This is a genomic window from Marinobacter sp. MBR-105 (assembly GCF_053628895.1).
In genome coordinates, this window is record NZ_JBRJHG010000010.1 from 132,261 (window position 1) to 155,314 (window position 23,054).

The 23,054-nt window shown below is 58.5% G+C and carries 16 protein-coding genes; 12 read left to right on the forward strand and 4 right to left on the reverse strand.

Annotation, left to right across the window (positions count from 1 at the left end):
• The first annotated feature begins 2 nt into the window (after positions 1-2).
• The 11 genes from icmH (at position 3) to ACSSVV_RS13210 (ending at position 19,510) form a co-directional block, all read left to right on the forward strand.
• Positions 3-824 carry a type IVB secretion system protein IcmH/DotU gene (gene icmH / locus ACSSVV_RS13160; RefSeq protein ID WP_023008683.1) on the forward strand — a complete coding sequence of 274 codons (822 nt, stop codon included), beginning with the start codon at positions 3-5 and terminating at the stop codon, positions 822-824.
• Positions 790-3,477 (forward strand): type VI secretion system ATPase TssH, encoded by a 2,688-nt coding sequence (gene tssH, locus ACSSVV_RS13165; RefSeq protein ID WP_454106365.1) that lies wholly within the window; start codon positions 790-792, stop codon positions 3,475-3,477. The genes icmH and tssH overlap by 35 nt, the downstream gene beginning before the upstream one ends.
• Positions 3,478-3,736: 259 nt before the next feature.
• Positions 3,737-5,302, forward strand: a complete 1,566-nt coding sequence (locus ACSSVV_RS13170; RefSeq protein ID WP_023008681.1) for a sigma-54 interaction domain-containing protein — start codon at positions 3,737-3,739, stop codon at positions 5,300-5,302.
• The gene (gene vasI / locus ACSSVV_RS13175) at positions 5,299-5,934 is read left to right on the forward strand and encodes a type VI secretion system-associated protein VasI (protein WP_022991308.1); all 636 of its coding nucleotides are present in this window, start codon (positions 5,299-5,301) and stop codon (positions 5,932-5,934) included. Before ACSSVV_RS13170 ends, vasI begins: the two co-directional genes overlap by 4 nt.
• Before the next feature lie 11 nt (positions 5,935-5,945).
• Positions 5,946-7,394 carry a type VI secretion system protein TssA gene (gene tssA, locus ACSSVV_RS13180; RefSeq protein WP_454106366.1) on the forward strand — a complete coding sequence of 483 codons (1,449 nt, stop codon included), beginning with the start codon at positions 5,946-5,948 and terminating at the stop codon, positions 7,392-7,394.
• 27 nt (positions 7,395-7,421) lie between these two features.
• Positions 7,422-11,015 carry a type VI secretion system membrane subunit TssM gene (tssM, locus tag ACSSVV_RS13185; protein WP_454106367.1) on the forward strand — a complete coding sequence of 1,198 codons (3,594 nt, stop codon included), beginning with the start codon at positions 7,422-7,424 and terminating at the stop codon, positions 11,013-11,015.
• Positions 11,016-11,116: 101 nt separating this feature from the next.
• A complete protein-coding gene (locus ACSSVV_RS13190) occupies positions 11,117-13,240 on the forward strand; it encodes a type VI secretion system Vgr family protein (protein WP_454106368.1) in 2,124 nt (707 codons plus the stop codon).
• Between the two features lie 60 nt (positions 13,241-13,300).
• The gene (locus ACSSVV_RS13195; RefSeq protein WP_454106373.1) at positions 13,301-13,798 is read left to right on the forward strand and encodes a DUF4123 domain-containing protein; all 498 of its coding nucleotides are present in this window, start codon (positions 13,301-13,303) and stop codon (positions 13,796-13,798) included.
• Positions 13,799-13,837: 39 nt separating this feature from the next.
• Positions 13,838-17,878 carry a hypothetical protein gene (locus tag ACSSVV_RS13200; RefSeq protein ID WP_454106369.1) on the forward strand — a complete coding sequence of 1,347 codons (4,041 nt, stop codon included), beginning with the start codon at positions 13,838-13,840 and terminating at the stop codon, positions 17,876-17,878.
• A gap of 481 nt (positions 17,879-18,359) precedes the next feature.
• Positions 18,360-18,923 (forward strand): hypothetical protein, encoded by a 564-nt coding sequence (locus ACSSVV_RS13205; RefSeq protein WP_226538076.1) that lies wholly within the window; start codon positions 18,360-18,362, stop codon positions 18,921-18,923.
• Between the two features lie 137 nt (positions 18,924-19,060).
• On the forward strand, positions 19,061-19,510 hold the full coding sequence (locus ACSSVV_RS13210; RefSeq protein WP_011787113.1) for a DUF4124 domain-containing protein: 450 nt from the start codon (positions 19,061-19,063) through the stop codon (positions 19,508-19,510).
• A gap of 26 nt (positions 19,511-19,536) precedes the next feature.
• On the opposite strand, the gene ACSSVV_RS13215 is transcribed toward ACSSVV_RS13210, so the two are convergent.
• From ACSSVV_RS13215 to ACSSVV_RS13230, 4 genes are all read right to left on the reverse strand, one after another.
• Positions 19,537-20,631 (reverse strand): rhomboid family intramembrane serine protease, encoded by a 1,095-nt coding sequence (locus tag ACSSVV_RS13215; RefSeq protein ID WP_023012133.1) that lies wholly within the window; start codon positions 20,629-20,631, stop codon positions 19,537-19,539.
• 43 nt (positions 20,632-20,674) lie between these two features.
• Positions 20,675-21,007, reverse strand: coding sequence for a hypothetical protein (locus tag ACSSVV_RS13220; protein ID WP_014422951.1), 333 nt, complete (start codon positions 21,005-21,007; stop codon positions 20,675-20,677).
• A 66-nt stretch (positions 21,008-21,073) separates the two neighbouring features.
• Positions 21,074-21,772: a PspA/IM30 family protein gene (locus ACSSVV_RS13225; RefSeq protein ID WP_141067325.1), complete on the reverse strand. Its 699-nt coding sequence runs from the start codon at positions 21,770-21,772 to the stop codon at positions 21,074-21,076.
• A gap of 14 nt (positions 21,773-21,786) precedes the next feature.
• A complete protein-coding gene (locus tag ACSSVV_RS13230) occupies positions 21,787-22,191 on the reverse strand; it encodes a YjfI family protein (protein WP_141067326.1) in 405 nt (134 codons plus the stop codon).
• Between the two features lie 205 nt (positions 22,192-22,396).
• Here ACSSVV_RS13230 and ACSSVV_RS13235 point away from each other — a divergent pair, with 205 nt between their 5' ends.
• The gene (locus ACSSVV_RS13235; RefSeq protein WP_454106370.1) at positions 22,397-23,023 is read left to right on the forward strand and encodes a hypothetical protein; all 627 of its coding nucleotides are present in this window, start codon (positions 22,397-22,399) and stop codon (positions 23,021-23,023) included.
• Positions 23,024-23,054: the final 31 nt, after the last annotated feature.

Below are 23,054 nucleotides of genomic sequence, written 5' to 3' on the forward strand. Positions count from 1 at the left end.
TCATGGCAGATGCACCGGTAATGGACAGACCAGACAACACCAGGGATTCGGGTGATCGTGCATTCAGCGACCTTTTGTTTGCCGATAGCGGCGCCGGCCAGTCGCCGGTTGAATCCGATGACAGCAGCTTCCAGCTTCGTGGCCTGGAAGATAACCGGCTGATTGACGCCGCCACCCCGCTGCTGGGACTGGTTATTCGGGTGCGGCGACTGGCGGATTTCCGCGAGGTGGAAACCCTGTACCAGCAGGTAGTGGACGAAGTCGCCGCCGTTGACCGGGAACTGGTGGAGCAGGGCTATGAGCGCCCCACGGTGGTGGCCTACCGCTACGTGCTTTGCGCCTTCATCGACGAGGCCGTGCTGGGCACTGACTGGGGCGCCCACAGCGTCTGGTCACAGCATTCGCTACTCAGCCGATTCCATAACGAAACCTGGGGTGGCGAAAAGGTGTTTGCCATCCTGGCCCGCATGGAAAAAGAGCCGACTCGTTACCGGGACATGCTCGAGTTCATCTATCTGTGCCTGTGTCTGGGTTTTGAGGGTCGCTACAAGGTTATGGAAAACGGTCGGGACGAATACGAACAGGTGGTTCGTGGCCTCTATGACCAGCTTCGCGAACTGCGTGGCGACCGCGACAGCCGGCCGCTGGCCGACGCTACGGAAAACCTGATGCCGGCCCGCAACCGCCTGCGCAGCGGCCTGCCCTTGTGGGGTATTGGTGGCCTGTTTGTGGCGGCCATGGCCGGGATCTATTCGCTCTATAACATGGCGCTGAACGAACGCATCAGGGATGTGCTCAGCGTTCTGGAACAACTACCGAAATAAGGACATCACTGTGATTCGGGTAGAACTGCCGGCGCTGATCGGGCGCCTTAACGACATTTCACGCCAGGCTCTGGAAGCCTCCGCGGCCCTGTGCATCAGCCGTCAGGGCGCCGAGATTACCCCGGCGCACCTGCTGTTCAAACTGCTGGAAACGCCGTTCTCGGATGTGCGCCAGATCCTCGAACACACCGGCATCAACCACCAGCAACTGCAACCCGTGGTGGGTGACAGCCTGAATGGCGAACCTCAGACCGCCGAACCGTATCCGTCGTTCTCGCCACTGCTGGTAGAACTGATGCAGGACGCCTGGCTGCTGGCCTCCACCGAACTCGGCCATACCGAACTGCGTTCCGGCGCGGTGTTCCTGGCCCTGCTGATGAACGCCGATCGCTACTTGATGCCCCGGGTGGCGCAGGCGCTGGTGGACATCAACCGGGAACAGCTGCGCAAGCAGTTTGATCGGGTAACCGAGGGTTCTGTGGAGCGTCCGCAGCTGACGGAAAGCGGTGGTGCCAGGCCAGCGGTTGAAGCCGATATGGACCCGCTCAAACGTTATGCCACTGACTTCACCAAGCTGGCCCGGGAAGACAAACTGGACCCCGTGGTGTGTCGCGATGCCGAGATCGATCAGATGATCGATATCCTATGCCGTCGCCGCAAGAACAACCCCATCGTGGTGGGCGACGCAGGCGTGGGCAAAAGCGCCGTGGTGGAGGGCCTGGCCCTGCGCATCGTCAACGGCGACGTGCCGGACCGCCTGAAGAACGTCGAACTCTGGACCCTGGACATGGGTGCCCTGCAGGCCGGTGCCTCGGTGAAGGGCGAGTTTGAAAAACGCCTGAAGGGCGTGATCGAAGCCGTGAAAGGTTCGGCGACCCCGATCATCCTGTTCATCGACGAAGCTCACACCCTGATCGGCGCGGGTAACAGCGAAGGTGGCTCCGACGCAGCCAACCTGCTGAAGCCAGCCCTGGCCCGTGGCGAACTGCGCACCATCGCTGCCACTACCTGGCGCGAGTACAAGAAATACTTCGAAAAAGACCCGGCTCTCAGCCGCCGGTTCCAACCGGTGGCCCTGGACGAGCCAACGCCGGGCGAAGCTGTCCACATCCTCCGTGGCCTGCGCACGGTCTATGAAAAAGCCCATCAGGTACTGATCGCCGACAGCGCCCTTAAAGCCGCCGCAGAAATGTCCGCCCGTTATCTGGCCGGTCGCCAGCTGCCGGACAAGGCCATCGATGTTCTCGATACCGCATGCGCCCGGGTCAGCCTGAACCTGAGTACACCGCCACGCCGTCTCAGCCATGTGCGCAGTGAATTGCACCAGCTGGCCATGGAACAGGAGCTTCTGAGCCGGGAACACACGCTTGGCCAGAACGTGGATGCCGAGCGCGAACAGGCCCTGGAACAGAAGATTGCCGACCTGACCGCCGAATCCGGAGCACTGGAACAAAGCTGGAATGACCAGAGGGAGCTTGTTGCCCGGCTGGTCGAGATCCGTGAACAGCTGTTGGTGGGGGATGTCGAGCGCGAAACCGCAGATGACGTTGCTGTTGAGTTGGCCGAGAGCGATCGCGAAGAACGCCCGGACCTGAAAAGCGAAGCCTCCGCCATCGAACAGGAACTGGCTGAACTCCAGGCCGACGAACCGTTGGTACACGCCCGGGTGGATGCCCGCCAGGTGGCCGAAGTCATCGCCGACTGGACCGGCATCCCGGTTAATCGCATGACCACCGACGAGCTGGAAAAAATCACCCATCTGCCGGCGTACCTGCAGGCCCATATCAAAGGCCAGGACACCGCCATCGACTGCCTGCACCAGCACCTGCTCACCGCCCGCGCCGACTTGCGCCGACCGGGCCGCCCGATGGGTGCCTTCCTGCTGGTGGGCCCCAGTGGCGTAGGTAAAACTGAAACCGTGGTGCAACTGGCTGAACTGCTCTACGGCGGCCGCCAGTTCCTCACCACCATCAACATGTCCGAATATCAGGAGAAACACACTGTCTCCCGCCTGATCGGCTCGCCCCCAGGCTACGTCGGATTCGGAGAAGGCGGCATCCTCACCGAAGCCATCCGCCAGAAGCCTTATTCCGTGGTGCTGCTCGACGAAGTCGAAAAAGCCCACCCGGAAGTGCTCAACCTGTTCTACCAGGCTTTCGACAAAGGCGAACTGGCCGACGGCGAAGGCCGGTTGATCGACTGCAAGAACGTGGTCTTCTTCCTGACCTCCAACCTCGGCTTCCAGACCATCGTCAACCACGCCGAAGAGCCGGAGAAGATCGAAGAAGCGCTGTACCCGGAACTGGCCAACTTCTTCAAGCCGGCGTTGCTCGCGCGGATTGAAGTGGTGCCCTACCTGCCGCTGGGTGAAGACACTCTTAACCGCATCGTTGAGGACAAACTCCAGCGCCTGGCGGATCAGATTCAAGCTCGTTACCACACCGAGGTGGAACTGGAAGACGGCCTGGTCGAAGCCATCCGCAGCCGCGCCACCAGAAGTGAAAACGGCGCGCGGATGCTGGAGTCGATCATCGAAGGCGAACTGCTGCCACCGGTGTCGTTGGCGCTGCTGGAAAAACTGGCGGCCAGGGAGCCGGTGACGAAGGTGACGCTTGGGGTTACTGAAAACAAGTTCACGGGCACAGTCGCCTGACTTTCGGGCTGACTGAATCGTAGCGCACCGTGGGGGATGGCTTTCCAAAACCCTGCGGAGCCATGGGTGAAGGGCGAAAGCCCTTCACGGGTTGGCCAGGGATGGCCAAGACAGGACCCTCACTGCGACGCAGGAGCAGTAAGCAGTGAGGGGCGGAGCGGAGCTTACAGGGATGTATTCACAGCGTGTTTTGGAAAGCTATCCCCCACGGTGTGCGGGCGGCGATCTCCATGAAGAAGGAACGATATCAATGGGACGGATGCAGAAGGAACTGCACACCGGCATCGATCTGGCGGTGGCACTGATCAAACAGGACACACTGCCAGCGCTGTTGAACACCGCCACCCGCCAACTCGAAAGCGCCTTCGGGCTCAGCAAGTGCTGGGCGCTGGAACTCGACCTCAGCGGCCGGACCTTGCACTGCAGCAAACTGGACGAAGCGGGCGAGTTTGATTGTAACGACTTCAGCCACCCCTTTGCCCACGTGCTGCAGACAGGCCAGCCGCGGGAACTCACCCGTGCTGCCAGCTATCGCCTGGATCATGCCGGCTTCCAGACGCTCCTGGAACTTAGTGGCCGCCCAAGAAGCTTCTGGCTGGAGCCATTAAAGGGCGAAGATGGCCGCACCCTCGGCATGCTCGTGTTGTGCGGCGACCATCCTGACTGGCAGGGCATCGTTACGCAGCCACTGTACAGCGGCCTGAAGCAACTGCTGGTGCATCAATGGATCAGCCAGCTGCAAACCCGTGACCAGGTGTGGCAACGGCGGCTGCTCAAGCGCTCCCTGGACCACCTGCACGATGCCGAAAGCCTGCGCCAGCGCTGCAGCCAGTTAGCCTATACCCTGGTTGGCAATTCCGAAGCCATGACCCACCTCCGGGCCCAGGTGGTGCGAGCGGCTGGCAGCCAGCTGTCTGTGCTGATTCAGGGCGAAACCGGTTGTGGCAAAGATGTAGTGGCCCGGGGCATCCACGATATGTCCGACCGTGCCAGTGGGCCTCTGGTGGTGGTCAACTGTGCCGCCATCCCGGACACCTTGCTGGAGAGTGAACTGTTTGGTCACACCAAGGGTGCCTTCTCCGGTGCCGACCAGGCCAAAGAAGGCCTGCTGGCCCAGGCCAACGGCGGCACCCTGTTTCTGGATGAGATTGGCGATATGCCCATGGCACTGCAATCCAAATTGTTGCGGGTGCTGGAAAGCCGACAGTTCCGGCCATTGGGCGCCAGGGAAGAGCAACATTCGGATTTCCGCCTGGTGGCGGCCACCCATCAGCCGCTTCAGGAGGGCATTGAGGATGGCCGGTTCAGGCGTGACCTGTTCTACCGCCTCAGCCAGTTTCCCCTGCGCGTTCTGCCACTGCGGGAACGCAGTGAAGATCTGGAAGCGCTCAGCCGTCACTTCATCCGGCTCTACACCGAGCGCGAGGGCAGTGGCCCGCTGGGCATCAGCAGCCATGCCCTGAGTGCGCTGGCCGACTACCACTTCCCGGGCAATGTCCGGGAACTGCGCAACATCATCGAACTGGCCTGTCTGCAGACCCCGGCCGGTGACGACATTCAGCCGGAAGTCCTGCGCCTGGATGATCTGTTTGCCGACTCCCCGGAGTCGACCATGGCCTTCGTGGAAGCCAAAACCATCCCGGGCGTACCTCCGGCCGATGATATCCGAGACCTGAAAGCCGCCGCCCAGGCCTTTGAGGCCGCCATCATCCGCGAACGTCTGCGCCAGTATGGCGGCAATCGCGCCCAGGCCGCGGAAAGCCTGGGCCTGCCAAAACGCACACTGGCCCATAAATGTCTGAAGTATCAGGTAACCGACGTATGACCCTGAAAGACCTGCACCGATTGCCCTTGATGGTCCTGTTGCTGGTGAGTACCAGCAGTTGGGCCGATACCCGCCTGGCGGAAGCCCGGGCCTGCACTGAACAACCGAACCGGCTGGAACGTCTGGCCTGTTTTGATGAGGTGTTCGGTACGCCGTTGGCGCAGTACGAGGCCGGCCAGCATCCGGCATTGGTGAACCAGTCGGAGCGCTGGCGCCGGGTGTTTGCACAGGCCAGCGGGAACGATGCCGGCGGGGTGGTCTATCGCGACACCGGCAGCGCGGCGGGTCATCTGGTGACGGTGACCGCGCTCGGGGTAAAACCTCCACGCCCGGTGCTGTCGCTGCAGTGCCACAACAACATCACCGAGCTGGCCATCATGCTGCCGGAGCCACTGGATCGCGAGCGAGTGGACGTAACTCTGGGGCCCCATCGGGCACACTGGCGGGTTAGGGATGAAGGTTTGGTGGTCAGCGCCGGTCGCGGCCTGCCCGCTATCCGCACCGTACTGGATGTGGTCAACCAGCCGGATGTGCGCCTGCAGGCGGGGGTTCGGGAGCTTGATGGCCTGCTGTTTGACCTCAACGGCTTTGCTGAGGCGATCAAGCCTTTGCGCCAGGCCTGTGGCTGGTAAGGAGTGATGGCATGCAGGTGATTGAACAGCATCCTTACGTGGACCAGGTACTGAACCCGATCCCGGGTGACACCGGGGTCGGCGAAAGCCTGGCTGAAGACAGCACGCTGGAGTTTCTCGAAGACGAGATCATGAAAGTGGGCTCGCTGGCCCACAACGACATCGACTGGCACAAGGTTGAAAGCGAAGCACTGAAACTGCTGGCGGATCGCAGCAAGGACATCAAGGTGCTGGGTTTTGTCATGCTCAGCCTGCAACGCGGCGGCGATGGTGAACGGTTTGCCCTGTCGCTGTACCTGCTGCATCGGGTGCTGGACGACTGGTGGGAAAACGCCTGGCCCTATCCCGGTGCCAAGGGGCAGCGGGCCCGCAAGATGCTGTTTACCCAGATGCTGCAGCGGGCCCTCAAAGCGGTCGAGAGCCTGAACTTTGATGCCAGTGTAGGAGATGGTCGTCAGTTCTGTCTGGACCTGGTTGAGAAACTGGATACCCAGGCCAAAGACCGGGATTTGCCTGATGCCGCCCTGTTCGACCTGAAGCGGGCCGTGGAAAAGCTGCCCAAGCCGGATCAGGCCACGGCGCCCCGGACAGCTTCTGAAAGCACCTCGACAAACAAACAGGAGAGCACGGCCAGCTCATCGCCCTCCAGCTCGGCCAGTTCCAACACCACGGCCGCGTCGCTGGGCAATCTGACACTGGACCCGAGTAACGAGCGTGCGACCCGACAGAGTCTGCTCAGGGTCGCCGAACTGCTGACCAGCAGCGAACCGGACAACGCCCTGGGCTACCGCATGCGTCGGTACGCCATCTGGCAGAGTATCACCAGCCTGCCGCCAACCCGGGATGGCAAGCGCACAGACCTGGCCGCCGTCAGTGCAGATCGGGTGGCCGAGTACAAGGAAGCTCTGGAGAAAACACCGGACCTTGAACTGTGGCAGCGCATTGAACAAAGCCTGTCGGTCAGCCCGTTCTGGCTCGATGGCCACTGGCTCAGCGCCCGGGCGGCCATGGCCCTTGGCAATACCGATTGCGCGGAGGCCATCCGGGAAGCCCTGAAAGCGTTTGTCGACCGCCTGCCGCAACTGGCCGAGCTCACCTTCAACGATGGCACACCGTTTCTCAGTGACGATGGTGCAGATTGGTTGCACACAGCCCCGGCAGCTGGCAAAGGAACGGGCGCAGGTGCCAATCCCTGGGAGCAGGCATTCGACGGTGCGCTTGAGCTGGTGCGGCAGAACAAACTGGCGCCGGCCATGGAACTGCTGGAGCAGGGTCTGGCCGATGCCCGGGAGCCGCGCGAGCGCTTCTACTGGCGCCTGGCCACGGCCCGGCTGCTCAAGGAAACCGGCCTGAAAGCCCTGGCCGCCGAACAGATTCAGGATCTGAAAAATCAGATCCAGGGGCGGGTTCTCGATGACTGGGAACCGGCTCTTATAAAACAACTGGAACGACTGGCGTAACGCCCGCAAGACGCAACGAACGCAGGAATGGAAACCATGTGGAGAAAAGCATTACTCATTGGTCGTTGGCTTCTGCCCTACATCCGCAGCGCCGCCCCCGTCACCCTGGCTCTGGGGGTAATTGCCCTGCTGGTAGCCACCTGGTGGCTGGGGCCACGCCTGGAAATCAACGGCGACTACCCGTTGATGGCCTGGCAGATGCGTGCTCTGGTCACCCTCGGGGTGGTCCTGCTGGTGGTGATGGTCTGGGGTACCATGCTGGCCCGTCGCTTGGGTAAAGTGAACAGGGCCAAGGCCGAGGAGCAGCGGGAGCAGGAAGACCCGATTCTGCCCATGGAGCGTCGCCAACAGCGGCTGCTGGACCGCCAGCTGCAGGCGTTGAAAAGCAATCTGCCGGGTCGCAAGGGCCTGTACCGTCTGCCCTGGTATCTGGTGATGGGCCTGGAAGATGCCGGTAAGACCAGCCTGATTCAGCGTGCCGGGCAAACCTATACCCTGACCAACGTCACCCGTAACAACCGTGGCGACCGTAACCCGTTCAGTTTTGACTGGTGGATTGGCGACAACGGTGTCCTGATCGACCCGGATGGCGAACTGCTGAGCCAGAACCAGGGTGAGGGCGCCACTGGCGAAATCCAGAGCCGGCTGTGGAACCACTTTATCGCCTGGCTGGAACGCAGCCGGCCCCAGCGGCCGCTCAATGGCGTTATCCTGGCTGTGGATCTTGCGCGCCTGAGTGCCGCCAACGAACAACAGCGTGAAGCCCACGCCATTCTGCTGCGCACCCGCCTGCGGGAGCTGATGGAACAGCTTGGGTCACGGCTGCCGGTGTATGTGATCTTCACCAAGATGGATCTGATGTACGGATTTGCGCCGTTTGTCCGTACTCTCAGCAAGGCGGAGAAGGACAAGGCCCTCGGGTTCACCTTCAGGCTGGACGGCCAGCAGGATCAGGACCAGTGGCTGGAACAGTTTGCCGAGCGTTACGCCGATATGGTGGATGAGCTCACCGAACGTCTGCCGGACGTGCTGGCTAACACCCGTGATAACGAAGAACGGGCGGCGGCTTATTCGTTCACCCGCCAGTTGGCGGGCCTGAAGCCCGCCATGGAGCAGTTCCTGACGGATTTGCTGTCGGCGGATGCTTTCTCCACGCCGGCACTGGTACGCGGCACCTACTTCACCTCGGTGTTGCAGGAAGGTGTGCCCGAGGACGCCTTTGTCTCCGCTGCTGCCCGGAACTACCAGATGTCGAACCCGATTCAGCCGGCCCAGCGTGGTGGCCAGTCTGCGAGCCTGTTCACCAAGGGCCTGTTCCCCGAAATCATCTATCCGGAGGCGGGCCTGGCCGGGGATAACCGGCGGGTGGTGCGCCAGCGTCATCGTCGGGTGGCGGTAGCCGCCGTGGTGGCTCTGGCCGCCGGTGCGGGCATGACCGCGGGCTGGCAGCATTATTTTCTTCAGAATGCCGAAGCGGCCGCCCAGGTGGAAAACCGAGTGAAAAGCTATCTGAACGACTGGCAGCCGGTTGGCTATGAGCCGGACACCACCGGCCGTAATCTTCTGCAACCGCTGGATGAGCTGCGGGATGCCACGCTGGCCTTCGGCGATTACCGCAAGGAGTGGCCGCTGGTGACCGATATGGGGCTGTACCAGGGGCACAAGGTGGGCCCGGAAGTGGATAAGGCCTACCTGAACATGTTGGCCTATCAATACCTGCCTGCGCTGATGTTTGGTGTGATGGAGGAAATGGGCCAGGCCCCGGATAACAGCACTGAGCGGCTCGAACACCTGCGCGTGCTGCGGATGCTATACGATGCCAGCGGCCGCCGTACCGACATCGTGTCCGGTTACATGCGTGAATACTGGCAGGCCCGTTTCCCCGGCCAGCGCGATGTGCAGAATCGCCTGTATGGGCACCTGCAATACGCCATGGCCCACACTGACCTGTCGGACCTGGCAGCCAACGGCGACCCAACCGCCACTATGGCTCTGGCGCCCTTCCGCAGCAGTGTTGAATGGGCACAGCACGAGCTTGGTCGTATCAGCACCTCAGACCGCGTATACCGCGAGCTGGAGAACGAGGCCAGCCGTGATTTCCCGACCCCACTGGAACTGGCCCGCAGCTCCGGCCCGGCGTTCTCGACCGTGTTCACGCGCCTGGACAGTTACGGCGAGCCGCTTGCCGAGGATGTGCCGTCTGCTGAGGATCCACTCTCGATACCAGCGTTGTTGACCCGGGAGGGACTGGAAAAATGGTTCCTTCGGGAATCCGGATCGGTCACCGAACTGGCCTTGATTGACGCCTGGGTGCTGGGCCGTCGGGATGATGTTGATTTCAGCAAGGCCGATGAAGCCGAACTGCTGGCCAGCCTGCAAACGCTGTACGCCGAGCACTATGCCGAGGCCTGGCGCACAGCGCTGAGCCGGCTGGATATCCATCGGTTTGAGGATCTCAACCACGGCGTTCGTATTCTCGACAGCCTGACCAGCGGCCATCAGCCACTGGCCCGATTGCTGGCGCAGGTGCGGGAAAACACCCGCCTGATTCCGGTAGGTGAAGGCGAAGCGGAAGCCGCACGCAAGTTGCTTGAGCAATCCCCCCATTACCGCATGCTGCAGGACATAGAGCGCCAGTTCAGCGATCTGAACCAGCTTACCCGCAAGCAGGGTGAGGAGCCGTCTGGGCTGGAGGAAGTCATGCTGGTGGTGGGTGAGCTGCATGAATACATGCGTAGCATCCAGGAATCCCCGGATACCGGCAAAGCCGCCCTCAGTGCCGCCCGTGCCCGCATGGGTCTGCAGGGCGCCGACCCCATCTTCACCCTGCAGCGCATGGCCGGTCATCAGCCGGAACCCCTGAACCGGATACTGAACCGCCTGGCCACCGAAAGCTGGCGGGTGGTTCTGGACAGTGCGGTAGCCCAGTTGGAGCGTGACTGGTATCGCGAAGTTTACCAGCCATTCCAGCAGAACCTGGCCCGGCATTATCCGTTTACCCAGGGAGCAGGACGTGATGCCGCACTTCAGGACTTTGAGCGCTTCTTCGCGCCGGACGGTATTCTGGAAACCTTCTACAACGACAACCTGAAGCTGTTCCTGGAAGACCATCCGGAACATGTGGGTGATGCCCGCCGGGCCAGCCTGGTGCGACGGGACGTGGTTGCTGCGCTGGACCGCGCCCGGCAGATTCGCCAGGCGTTCTTTACCCGCAGCGGTACGCTGGATGTGGAATTCGCGCTGGAACCCCTGAACCTCAGCAACAACAAACGTCGCTCTGTGGTGAACATCGATGGCCAGCTGGTGGAGTTCTCCCATGGCCCCAGCCAGAGCATTCCGCTGGTATGGCCAAACACCCTGCGGGACACCGTGGAGAGCCGGGTAACGCTGGTGCCGATTCAGGTTAACCGCTCGCCCCGGAGTATTTCCGAGAGCGGTCCCTGGGCACTGTTCCGGCTGCTGGGTAAAGCGGACATTACCGGTGTCAGCAGCAATGCGGTGGACGTGAAGTTCACGGTGGATGACGGGGAAATGCGTTATCGCCTGCACGCGGCCAGCAATACCAACCCGTTCACAGAGCAATTGCTCTCAGGGTACCGCATACCCCGCAGCTTGTATTAAACTGTGTCCCGTCGCCCGGGTTTGTGCCCGGGTTGGCGGGAGCCGGCACCCGGATGGCGCAGGCTGAAAACGGATACATTCAATCTTCAGGGATCGAAGTCATGCCCCAGGCAAGCGGATTGCAGTTCACCGCCCGTGTAGGCGAATTCCCCTCGGATCACTTTGTCGTTGTCGGCTTCGCGCTGACCGAACGTCTGTCTGATCTGTTCCATGGCCGGTTGCAGCTGGCCAGCACCGACCCGGATGTGGCCGCCGCCGATGTACTGGAACAGCCGGTAGACCTGGTGGTGTGGCAGGACGGCCAGCCCCTGCGCCGGTTCACCGGCGTGGTGAACGAATTTATGCGGGGCGACACCGGCCACCGCCGCACCCGCTACGAAGTGGTCATCCAGCCGCCCCTGTGGCGCCTGGGCCTGATGCACAACAGCCGCATCTTCCAGACCCAGACCACCGACGCCATCGTGCGCACCCTGCTCGAAGAGCGGGGCATTGTGGACTCCATCTTCGACTTCAAACGCCCACCGGAAGAACGGGAATACTGCGTCCAGCACCGGGAAACCGACCTGCAGTTCCTGGAACGCCTGGCCGCCGAAGAAGGCTGGCACTACCGCTACCAGCACGGCAGCGTGGATGGTGAAGAACAACCGGCACTGATTCTCGCCGACCACCACGGCGACGCCCCGAAACTGGACCCGGTCACCTGCAACACCAAAGCCGGTGGCAGCACCCAACAGGCCTGCGTGTTCCAGTTTGCCTACGAAGAACGGGTCAAAGCCGCCACCGTGGCCATGAAGGACTACACCTTCAAGAACCCCGCCTACGCCCTGATGCACGAACAAAATGCCGGCGGTGTTAACCACCGGGAAGACTACCAGCACTACGACTACCCCGGCCGCTACAAAGCCGACGCCAGCGGCCAGCCGTTCACCCAGAACAAACTGGATGCCCTGCGAAACAACGCCGCCATGGCCAACGGCAAAAGCAACCGCCCGGACTTCACCCCCGGCGCCAAAGTGGAACTGCAGGACCACGACAGCCAGACTCTGAACCGGGAATGGCTGCTCACCGCCATCACCCACACCGGCAAACAGCCCCAGGCCCTGGAAGAAGAGGGTGGCAGTGAGCCCACCAGCTACCACAACACCTTCAGTGCCATCCCGGCCGACAAAACCTGGCGCCCCCTGTGCAACCATAAACCTGTGATGGACGGCCCCCAGATGGCTCTGGTCACTGGCCCGGACGGGGAAGAAATCCACTGCGACCAGTACGGCCGGGTGAAAGTACGATTCCCGTGGGATAGATACTCAAAGAACGACGAACACAGCAGCGCCTGGTTGCGCGTGGCCCAGGGCTGGGCGGGTGGCCAGTACGGCTTTATGGCTCTGCCCAGAATTGGCCACGAAGTCATCGTCTCCTTCCTCGACGGCGACCCGGACCAGCCCATCATCACCGGAAGAACCTATCACGCCACCAATACACCGCCGTACGCGCTGCCGGAACACAAAACCCGGACCACCCTGAAGACCAAAACCCACAAGGGCGAGGGCAGCAACGAACTGCGGTTTGAAGACGAAGCCGGCGAAGAACAGATCTACGTGCACGCCCAGAAAGACCTGGACCTGCTGACGGAAAACAACCGCACCGAAGTCATCAGGAACGACAGCCACCTGACGGTGGAAAACAACCGCTTCAGCCACACCAAAGGCAACAGCCATCACACCGTGGACGGCGAAAAGCGCGAGCAAACCGGCAAAGACCACAGCTTAAATGTCACCGGTACTCTGCACCTGAAAGCCGGCACCGCCTGGCTCAGCAATTCCGGCACCGAACTGCACATCAAAGCCGGCCAGAAAGCCGTGATCGAAGCCGGCGCTGAGATCACCCTGAAAGCCGGCGGCAGCTTCGTAAAGATCGATCCCAGTGGCGTGGCCATGGGGGGCGCGAGTATCAAGATGAATGCCGGTGGGGCTGCAGGTAAAGGCAGTGGGCAGAAGGTGCAGGTGCCGGAGATGCCGGGGTTGGTGACGGCTGCTGGCGGGGCAGTGGCGCCGGAGGCGTTGGCGGAGGTTAGCCAGAGAGCGAGTGCTCAGCCAAAAGCCATCGTTGCCCACCGACTGAAACAGGCTCGGATGAATCGAACGGCTATTGTTGAGCAGTGCCAGCAGAAACCCGATGGCACTTGTCCGCTTGGGAACTGTCCTTGCGGTAAGAATCAGACAGCGTGATACGTGAAGGAGCCCATTGTGGTATTTGCACAACCTTCGACTGACAAGGTGTTTTTTTTAGTGCTGGAGGCGCAGCGGAAACCATCAGTTGTGCGGTCTTTGTATGAACAGACAGACGCTCCGAAGTGGCTTTATCTGTTTGCTGAGACTGACTGGCAACAGTACCTGGCCGAAAGCCCCGTTGTTCTGGAGGCTAAACAGCAGAGCCCGGAGTATCAGTGGGCTTTGAAAGGCTTGAAAGAAGGGCGGCTTATCGGGCTGATTCTGGAGTCCTCTGAGAGCCTTGAGTCCGTGACGAGTTGGCTAAGGGCTCGCTTGACAGTGCGCTTTGACGGGGAACGACAGGGCCTGCTGCGACTTTACGACCCTGAGGTATGGCAACGCTTATCTCCGGGTACTCAAGACCAGGCGGATGTGATTGAACGGGTTATTTATTGGTACGGAGAAAGCGGTCAGGAACGTTGGCAAACCACCGACAGACCAAGTCTGTTCACTATGTTGCCCGTACCAACGCTTTCAGAAACTCAGTGGCAGGCATTGAACAAGCCAGAGGCCTGAGTCCGAATTGATACGTTTAGAACGCAAGGAATGACAGGGATGTCTGAGAATAGTGCAAAGCAGTCTACAACTGGTTGTAGCCCGACTTGCGAGGACGAATCGCTGATTATTGAGGTTATCGGCAAAGAGCACCCGGATGGGCATGCTTTTCGAATCTTTGATGAATCCAACTACGAGCAGCAAGAGTGGTTGGAGAAACAGGTTGAAATAGAACCTCTGGAAAATTCCATTCTGCATGTCTGGCCCTGGAAGGGGCAGCCCTCAAGGAATGTCTGGATAGAAATCAAGTCTGAAGATGGCCCGATTCGGGTGCCATTTCTGGATGATGCGACCAGCACCGAAAGGGAAGTTGAGCATCAACGCCACGTCGTACTACCGGTCGTGCCGGCGACCCTGTTGTCTGGCATAGAGCTACATGGGCAGAAGCCTGCCCGCCAGGTTCTGGCTCGTGCAGGGTTCCTGTATATCTTTTACAAGGAAAAGCTATGGCGTGAAATTGAAATCCGCATAGATGAAGAAGGGCAAACTTCGTATCACGATGTGGCGCTTACCAAGTATCGTTCGCGCAGTGGTCAGCTAGAGTCTGGATACCGGAAAGTCACTGGGTCCGCAATGAGTGAAATCTGGATACCGGCCCGGATTAAAAGTGATTGGCTGACATTGGAGATGGCCTTCAGCGAATCGCAGTGGCCGGGAGAGCGCGTGATGCATTTGGAGCGCTCCGCTACAGACCGGGAAAGTCGTTGCGTTAGCATCGATATGCGTTTTGGATCAGAAACGAAGGAAAGTGTAGAGAACTCCAATACTTCCAGCGGTAACAGTGTTGCATTTCTTGCGGAGTATCTTTCACCGCAACGCTCCCGGGTGCCCGCATTGGAGTGGCAGTTTGATCGCCCCGATGACTATCTGTTGGATTTAGAGGGAACCTATCCGGATCGGGCTATGCAAAAAGCAAAGTCCATTCACCAGAGGCAGGAAAGTCCGGATCCCGAAGACCCGATCGCCGAAGACGAAAGACCGGAGATGACTGCTCTCAGCAATTGCCTGCATCGATCATTGCACCAGGCTGAGGAGGCATTGATACAGCAGTGTCGGCCAGAGGACCCAGAGCCCTTCACTTGGCCTGGCTCTGGAACTGCTGAGACGGATGCTACGATCAATGCAAAAGAACGTGGCATTGGCGTTATTCTGCTGGACGATCCGATCTACCAGCTTCGATACAACCAGCGTCGTCGACAGGTGGCGGCCTGGTATATGAATGCCGCTGTGCGGCGCGCCAAGGCAAGACCATACTTTGACTCTGCCTTGCTGGTCCATTCTGTAATCGAGCCAGAACACATTGCGTCGGAGCCTAATCAGCTTCACAAGCACATGGCGGAAATAAATAATCAGGGCAGAGCAGAGCTTGAACGCTCGCTTGCGGTTTCTGAGCGTCAGATGGGGCGAGCTTATCTCGAGAAGGTGCATTCTGAGCTATTGGAATTGCTATCAAACGAACGCACCCATCATGTTCTGACGGATTTGTTCACTCATGACAGCTATGATTACGCTGGTGCATTCAATTTCGTAACATCTCTGGTTATGAACCTTGTCACCGAACCGGCGGAATGTGATGCCCTCGACATTGACGTTGAGGGTGCGGTCGATGGTGAAGGAAAACACTGGTTACAGGGGCTGTGTGAGGGCCGGCACAGTCGAGTTCTCTACTCTCTGCTGTTCCCCCGCTTCAGCCCGGAAGATCAGAAAAAACCGTATCAACCTCCGGCAGAGCCTCAGGTCAATCATGGCAACGGGCAGTTCCGCGAAACGGAACTCGCTGCCATGTCTATTACCGATCTTCCCGATATTGATGAACTAAAAACGATCGATGGGCTTGAATTAGCAGTCGAAGCTGCCGCAGGGTCCTACGAAACACTTCTGACGGCGAACATGAGGCTCGGTAGTCAGGTTTTGATGAGTGTCCACGGCAATATGTGGGCTGCGATTCATCATGCCAGCCAAGCTATTGAGGCGAGAAATGCAAAGCTGGCGGCTATAAAGAAGCAGTTGGCAGAGCTTCGAATAGAAATCTCCAATCTTGAAAACCAACGCTGGAACATCGAACGGAGAATTAACAACCTCAGAGGGAAAGAAGCTGAGCTTGAGGCGATCCGGAACAAACTGATCGAGCTCGACGTACGCTTCAAAGAACTGAGCCGGCAGAAACAATCAATCATGAAAACGGCGGTTGCAGGCAGAATGAAGCTTTATTCTGTTTCGTTGGAGCAATTACGTCGGTCCCTACCAGAGCTTCTAGGGAAAGTAGAGTTGATGCGACTCTCGAAAGCGCGTCAGAAAGATTATTTCATCTTCGAGTTTAGTGAGGCTGAGCTCAAGTCTGGAACTGGAAAGCGGGCTGTAGAGCTTTTTGGGGACTTGATACAGGCAGGCGAAGAACCTGACGTTCGCGCGTCAACAAGTAAAAGACGCAGCAAGGCTGCGGGTATCGCATCCGAGGTTGCTGAGGATGTATACGTGCTGGCAGTCCCTAAAACAGAAACGGTTGTGACGTTAATTGAGGATATCCGGAAAGCTGAGTCTGACTTCCGGCAAGCGGTGCGTGCGTTAGCTGAACTCGACGAGCTCGTTGGGCCGAGTCCCGGCACCCCCGCCGCGGCAATGGCTGCCGCTGCGCAAAGAATCGAGGCAGCAAAAGCTGAAGTTGCCCGAGCGGAACGGGAACTCAAAGCATTCGAGCAAGAGATTGATAGCCGGAGAAGCCGTGTTGCGAAGAAAGAACAGTATATCCGTGACCTGGAGGCCGCGAACGATGCGGCGAACAAGATTGATCAGGCAGAAATTAACAGTAACAGATCCAGTCGTTTATATCGGGTGTTGAATAAGCCGGCTTTTCCGGTATTTGTTGGTTTGATTGAGGTGTTTAACACTGCGAGTGTTTGGTCGGCGTCAGCTCAAGATGGCAGGGTAAAAGGCCAGCTGCGTGCGGATTTTCGGAAGTTTAGTGCTGGTTTTGATTTGTTTGTTGCAGGCACGGCAATTAGTGAACGGTGGGTACTGGGGCCATCCAAGATCTTGGCGCTCGAACTGCCAGAAGACATTGGAAGAGTTTTCGTTAAATCGCTTGGTGCTCCACTAACAGTAAGAAGCGGTCTTGGCGCCGCAGCCGGTTTTTTTATGGCCTTGGATGCCGGGTGGGACGCCTATTACGAGTATCGGATGGGTAATCACAAAGCGGCGTTCGGCTATGGATTGCTGGCGGGTAGCGGGATCGCTTTCGGATTCGCAAGTGTTGTAGGTAAATCAGGACTTCTTTTGGTGTTAGGACCGAAAGGTTGGCTAGCGGTAGGTGTTATCCTGGCCGTAGCGGGCCTGGCGACGGTTTTCGCATTCAGCGACGAACCGCTCGACATCTGGATGCGGCATGGGCCTTTCGGGCCATTGGCGGAGAAACCCTTCTTGAAAAAGCCAGACGAAGCCTACTATCGCTTGATCAGCCAGTTAATGGGCGTCACGGTCAGACTTGAATACAATCCCTTGCGACGAATGGCGCGAGACGGCGTTCTGGAAGGCTATAGCGATGATCAGATAGCCGCTTTGTCGATGGCTGGTGAACGTCTTGTTATTGAGAGCGCCATTCCTGAATTGTTCAGTTCTGGCGGGGTTGTCAGTGTTTTACCAAAGCTCCAACTCAACGAAACGATTGCAGTTGCTAAAGGTAGATCGGGTCACGTTCGGAATAACCGAATAGAAGGAGCTGATCTGAAACCATATGTACTAATGACCGAGAACGTTGGTGCGGGTTTGTATGTTTATCTGGATGCACCTGAGAGCGCTAGACGTAAGTTGGATACCGCGGTCTGGCAGAGCGAGGCATGGGAAACGCGAACTTATGGATGGAAGGCAAAAGTCCAGATACAGGCGAGGCAATCGCTACAATCCTTGTTAATGGTATTCCCGGCACCTCCACCGGAAGACCCTCTCGTGTTTAGTGAAACGGACGAGCGCCATTCCAAACCTGACTTTAGCAGTGAAGACCAGCCATTTTGGTACAGTCAAAGAGTTCAAGAAAATGTCAATTGATTCTTCTCCGCACGGTAGCTCGAGCGATTATTATGGACCGCATAGCTACCGTTCTGACTCGATTCCCCAGCTAAGCAATCAGACTCAGGAACTAAACCGAACCGGATTAGATCGCTCAGCCAGCTTACGATTACCGTGGGGTAATACTCGTGAAGTGATGCCACCCACCTTCATGTCAAGAAACCCGCCCAAGAAGTTGCGGCGCCTGGAGAAAAAAGAGGATCTGGCAGAGAAGTACGGACTTCACGTTGAGAGTAATCATGAATGCTTCCGGCATGCACCATTGGCTCTCCAGGCTCGATTAGTGAGTATAATTAGTGTTACAGGTGCGTTATGGGCCTATATTGTTTCTCCATTCGCTTTTTTTATGTTGGTCTTAATAACCTTGTTTGGTGAACGTGAAAGGAACTGGTTAGATTACTCTCTGGACCAAGCGCTGCCCTATTTGATTTTCCTTGGAGGCGGCTGGCTTCTCATTTTGATGGCCAAACTGGCGTTACGCCTCTTCCCGAAATGGCTTTTACGGAATGGCCGAGGCCCTGAATGGGAATTCAACCGTCGCACCGGCATGATCAAGGTTTGGCAATACCCGAAAAAGTTTCCTTTTCTCCCCAGAAAGCCGCCGGTAGTGGTTGAAAAGCCCTTCTACGAATTCGATGCCTGGTGCTGCGCGAGGGTGGATCGCTTTGGCACTTTGTTTGACCTGGTGCTCTCCCACCGTTACAGCAAACTGGATGTTACCGTTGGCGATATTCTCGGCGCCCACGGCAGTCCCACCATGTGTTACGCCTACTGGGATTTCATCCAGAATTACATGGACATCACCAGGCCGCTGCCGGAGCTGCCCATGCTGGAGCAGTATCGACACCTTGACCCAACCACCGCAAAGCATGATCAGGCGACAGGCCGTCCGTCGCGTTACTGGCGGGATATGGATGACAAGACGTTCAAGCAGAAAGTGGACGACATGTTTACCGATGTCTCCATCATCGATACCACACGCAGGCCAGACCTGATGGCGGAAAAGCTGAGTTATGCGTCCTGACTTGTGAACTGGGGGCTTCCATTGCGAACCAGGTAGGACGGCTCTTGTGACTACCCGGTCAAAGTTCCCAAACACATCATCGGGTAGACTACTCCTTCGAAAGTTGTCCAAAGCATTATTCGAAAAGGAATTCAGTTATGACACGCAAGCTTCTCATCTCTTTATTTCTGCTATCCCTTGGTCCGTTTTCTCACGCTGCCGTCTACCAGTGGACAGATGCCAACGGTCAGACCCATTTCGGCGATCGCCCCCCGGCGAAGGCCAGTTCCAAGGAAGTGCGCGTCAATGCAGCGCCGGCCCAGGCTGATGCCACAGCCCGTGACCGGCAGCAGAAAATGACGGAGTTCCTGGAACAGCAACAGAAGGAGCGGGAGGAGCGTCAGGCCAAAGAAGCGAAAGCCCGGCAACAGGCCGAAAAGCAGGAGGAGCTATGCAGGAATCTCCAGGCCCGTCTCAAGCACCTGGAGAGTGTTTCGACCTTCTACGATATCAATGAGAAGGGTGAGCGGGAGTACGTGTCTGAGGAAGAAAATCAGCAGATTCGGGACCGTTTCCGCGCCAAGGTTAAAGAAACCTGCGGCGAGTAGGTACCTATTGCGATTAACCGGCAAAGCTACCGGTTAATCGCAGCCTCCGGCTGATTCAGCATCGCAATCAGCGGATTCTTCCGCAGCACATAATCCCGCAACAGGTAGCCCAGCAGTAACCCCAAGCCAAAGCCACCCAGATGCGCGGCCCACGCCACACCGCCCTGGGCGGTGAACATCCCGAACAGGTTTATCAGGCTCCAGATCAGGAAGTACCAGTGAGGTGCGAGTTTCTTCTGGTAAACAATGATCATGAAGGTAAGACTGGCGTGCCGGAACCACATCAGGTAGAGACCGAACAGGGCAGCGATGGAGCCACTGGCCCCGACCAGCAGCAGAGGGCCCTGGCTGGCATCGAACAACAGCAGTTCCGCAAGGGCCGCCATAATGCCGGCAAACAGGTAGAGTGCCAGGAAGGCACCATGCCCCAGCGCATCTTCCAGGTTGTCGCCGATAATCCACAGAAAGTACATGTTCCCGACCAGGTGCATCAGGCCACCGTGCACAAACTGATAGCTCAGCAACTGAAGCACAAAATGTGACGGGCTTTGGGTGTCGGAGTTCAATCCCAGGTTTACGAAGATCCACTCATTAGCCTCAGGGGACAGCGCGCCAACACCAAACACCAGGGCACAGAGGAACACCAGGGTTCGGGTAACCCAGGGGGTGCGGTGGGGTTTTACGTTGTATTCCACCGGCATGGCGGTCAGGAACTGGAATAGCCAGGATTTCCAGCTCACCTTCTGGTTCAGGTCTTTAAGAGCCTGCTTCAGTTGCGGCGACTGCATTACCTGATCGACTTCGTGTTTGTCGAGCCAGACACCGTCACAGCCGGGGCAGCAGTCAATTTCCGTAGTGTAGTGAGCCAGCAATTGGTAGTGGGTCATGGGCACGCGACACCGCCGGCAAAGCCGGTCGCTGGTGCGAAGCGCGGGGCCGAGGTGCTGCTCGTGATCGTACTGGTCTACGCCGTCATGATGCTCGGCAATCGCCTGATTTAATGCGCCATCTTCAAACCATAGCCCGTGGCACAGGCGGCAGTCGAATATGGAGGGATGGCTGGAGGAGTCCAGGCTTGCGGTATTGCAGGCCGGGCACTGTCGATAGCGGTTTCTGGGCATGACGTCCTTTTCCTGGTAAAGCGGTTTCTGAAGCGCCTGGCGATTACTGATCCGAGGCAGTCAGATACTGCCTGGCAAATCCCTGCAACTCCTCCGCCACGCGCTGGCGAATAGCGGCACGATCCTGCGGATCCAGTTCGTACTTGCTTGCCAGCAGTTCGAAGTCCTCGTCTTTGAGGGTTACCGTCAGCCGCGGGCGGGCACGGCCTTTACGGTAGGGCAGGTGGAGCACTTTGCGCACCATGTCGGCGGTCGTCATATCCTGCATGGCCGCCGACACGCGAAACGCGCGCTGGATATCGTTGGACAGGTCGAAGGCCATCTGTACCGCCTGAACGGCCTGTTCTTCTCGGGACCAGTCCTGTTTCTTCGCCATGGGGTTGCCTGTGAGAGCGCCTTTGAGGTGCTTGAGTGAGCGCCCCGAACTCGGGGCGCTCAGGGTTTACGGGTTTGCGTTGCCGCCCTTGAGGCGTGCCAACACATCGTTGACGGCATCCTGTTCGCCGTCAATGCCGGCGGCTTTCAGTTTTTCGTCCAGATCTGCGCCGGTCAGCTCTTTTTCCAGGGCCGCGCTGGCGGTCTGGCGGTCTTCTTCCCGGGCCTGGCGCTCGCGAATCCGTTCCAATGTCTCTTTCGCGGTGCTCAGGGAGGACTGCTGGCTGTTGATGTTGGTGTCGATCTGCGCGGTGGTGCGTAGCACCCGCTCGTTGGTCTTCACCACTTGCAGTTCCCTGCGGTAGTCGGCCAACTGTTTCTCGGCTTTCTGAACTCGCTCTTTCAGCCCCACAATGCGCTGTTGCAGCAGTTCCCGGGTTTGGGTCAGCTCTGAGGCGCGGCGCTCATGGCCAGCAATTCGCTCGGCCACTTCCCGGGCCAGGTCTTCCTGGCCAGCCGCGATGGCTTTGCGGGCATCGTCTTCACGCTTGGTGGCGCTGTCTTGCTCGGTGCGGATCTGGCGGGCCAGGGAGGCCGCTTCGGCCATCAGTGACGCCAGCTCTTGCTTGGCCTGTTTCAGCTCATGCTCGGAATCGCGCAGTTCCTGTTCCAGAATCCGGTTGCCCTGGCCGTCGACAACGGCTTCACCCAGTTCGTTCACACCCCCGCGCATGGCGGTCAGGATTTTTTTAAGTACGGTTCTCATGTCTCAGCCCTCACTCAAGCCAGGTAGTCTTCAAAAGTCTGTAACAGGTCGATGGCATTCTCGGCGAGGGTTACCAGTTCCTGCATGATCTCGCTGGTGCCGGACGTGGGGCTCAGTGCGCCATAGACCACATAGTGCTGGCTGGTTTTGCCAAGAGAGCTTAAGGGCATGGGAACACTGATGCGCAACATGTTTTCATGCAGCTCGTTCAGACGTTCCGGGGCCAGTTCCTGTTCGTCGAAAAGGTACGCAAGGCACAGAATCTGGGTGTCGGTTACGGTAATATACACCGGTGTTTCTTCGGCGCCGGACACGATTACCTGCAGCACCGGTTCTTCGCCGGCAATGGGCATGACATCGAAGGTTCGGCCAGCATGGGTGGCGTCACCCAGGGCCAGGGTGAGAGATTGGGTATCCACGAATAGCTCCTTCCTGTGGCGTTGAATCGGTTCGGCCGATCCGGACGAACCTTGTCCTGTCGCTTGACATTTTATGTCAATAATCCGAGTCTATACCTCGCAATTAAACATTTGCAAGAAATAGTTTGTTTACGTTATAAACAACTCGTCAGTCTGACACGGACTGTCGCCCAGTGGATTTACCAGAACGGATGTCTGGTCGCGTATGGATACATTCTTTGCAATTGCCTTCTCCTTCCCCACGGTCATTTTTTCCGTATTGCTGTGCGTGGCCATCGTTTACTGGCTGATTTCCCTTGTGGGTCTGGGCGATATCGAGGCCGATGGCGATATTGATGCCTCCGGCGACTTCTCCGGCCTGATGGTAACCCTGGGGCTTCAGGGCGTGCCCCTGCCACTCGTACTTACCTTGTTGTTCCTGATTGCCTGGTTGGCGAGCTATTTTGCGGAGCTGTTGCTCGGTGCACTGGTGCCTGATGGTTTCCTGTATGCACTGTTCGGCCTGGCGGTCATCGCCGGCGCTCTGGTGATGAGTGTTCTGGTGACAGCCGTTGTTATCCGCCCACTGCGGCCACTGTTCCGGCGGGCGTATTTACCCCCGCTTCAGAAACGTATTATCGGTACCGCTTGCGTGATTACCTCCGCAACGGTGACTGAAACCAAAGGCCGGGCAGAAGCGATTCTGGACGGTGCCCATCTGGTGCTGCAGGTCCGCAGCCATACGCCTTTGGCGCATCGCGAGCGCGCGGTGCTGATCGAACATATTCCGGACAAGAACGCCTGGTGGGTGGTTCCGGAAGCTGAATTCCTTGCCGGCGAATCGGCCGGTTAATCCCCGCACCTACTCCCTTCAATCAGCGCAG

Excerpts from the sequence above, each read along its gene's own strand:
- icmH (WP_023008683.1), top strand. The coding sequence starts at position 3 with ATGGCAGATGCACCGGTAATGGACAGACCAGACAACACCAGGGATTCG.
- tssH (WP_454106365.1), top strand. The coding sequence starts at position 790 with ATGTGCTCAGCGTTCTGGAACAACTACCGAAATAAGGACATCACTGTG.
- ACSSVV_RS13170 (WP_023008681.1), top strand. The coding sequence starts at position 3,737 with ATGCAGAAGGAACTGCACACCGGCATCGATCTGGCGGTGGCACTGATC.
- vasI (WP_022991308.1), top strand. The coding sequence starts at position 5,299 with ATGACCCTGAAAGACCTGCACCGATTGCCCTTGATGGTCCTGTTGCTG.
- tssA (WP_454106366.1), top strand. The coding sequence starts at position 5,946 with ATGCAGGTGATTGAACAGCATCCTTACGTGGACCAGGTACTGAACCCG.
- tssM (WP_454106367.1), top strand. The coding sequence starts at position 7,422 with ATGGAAACCATGTGGAGAAAAGCATTACTCATTGGTCGTTGGCTTCTG.
- ACSSVV_RS13190 (WP_454106368.1), top strand. The coding sequence starts at position 11,117 with ATGCCCCAGGCAAGCGGATTGCAGTTCACCGCCCGTGTAGGCGAATTC.
- ACSSVV_RS13200 (WP_454106369.1), top strand. The coding sequence starts at position 13,838 with ATGTCTGAGAATAGTGCAAAGCAGTCTACAACTGGTTGTAGCCCGACT.
- ACSSVV_RS13205 (WP_226538076.1), top strand. The coding sequence starts at position 18,360 with ATGGCCAAACTGGCGTTACGCCTCTTCCCGAAATGGCTTTTACGGAAT.
- ACSSVV_RS13210 (WP_011787113.1), top strand. The coding sequence starts at position 19,061 with ATGACACGCAAGCTTCTCATCTCTTTATTTCTGCTATCCCTTGGTCCG.
- ACSSVV_RS13215 (WP_023012133.1), bottom strand. The coding sequence starts at position 20,631 with ATGCCCAGAAACCGCTATCGACAGTGCCCGGCCTGCAATACCGCAAGC.
- ACSSVV_RS13220 (WP_014422951.1), bottom strand. The coding sequence starts at position 21,007 with ATGGCGAAGAAACAGGACTGGTCCCGAGAAGAACAGGCCGTTCAGGCG.
- ACSSVV_RS13225 (WP_141067325.1), bottom strand. The coding sequence starts at position 21,772 with ATGAGAACCGTACTTAAAAAAATCCTGACCGCCATGCGCGGGGGTGTG.
- ACSSVV_RS13235 (WP_454106370.1), top strand. The coding sequence starts at position 22,397 with ATGGATACATTCTTTGCAATTGCCTTCTCCTTCCCCACGGTCATTTTT.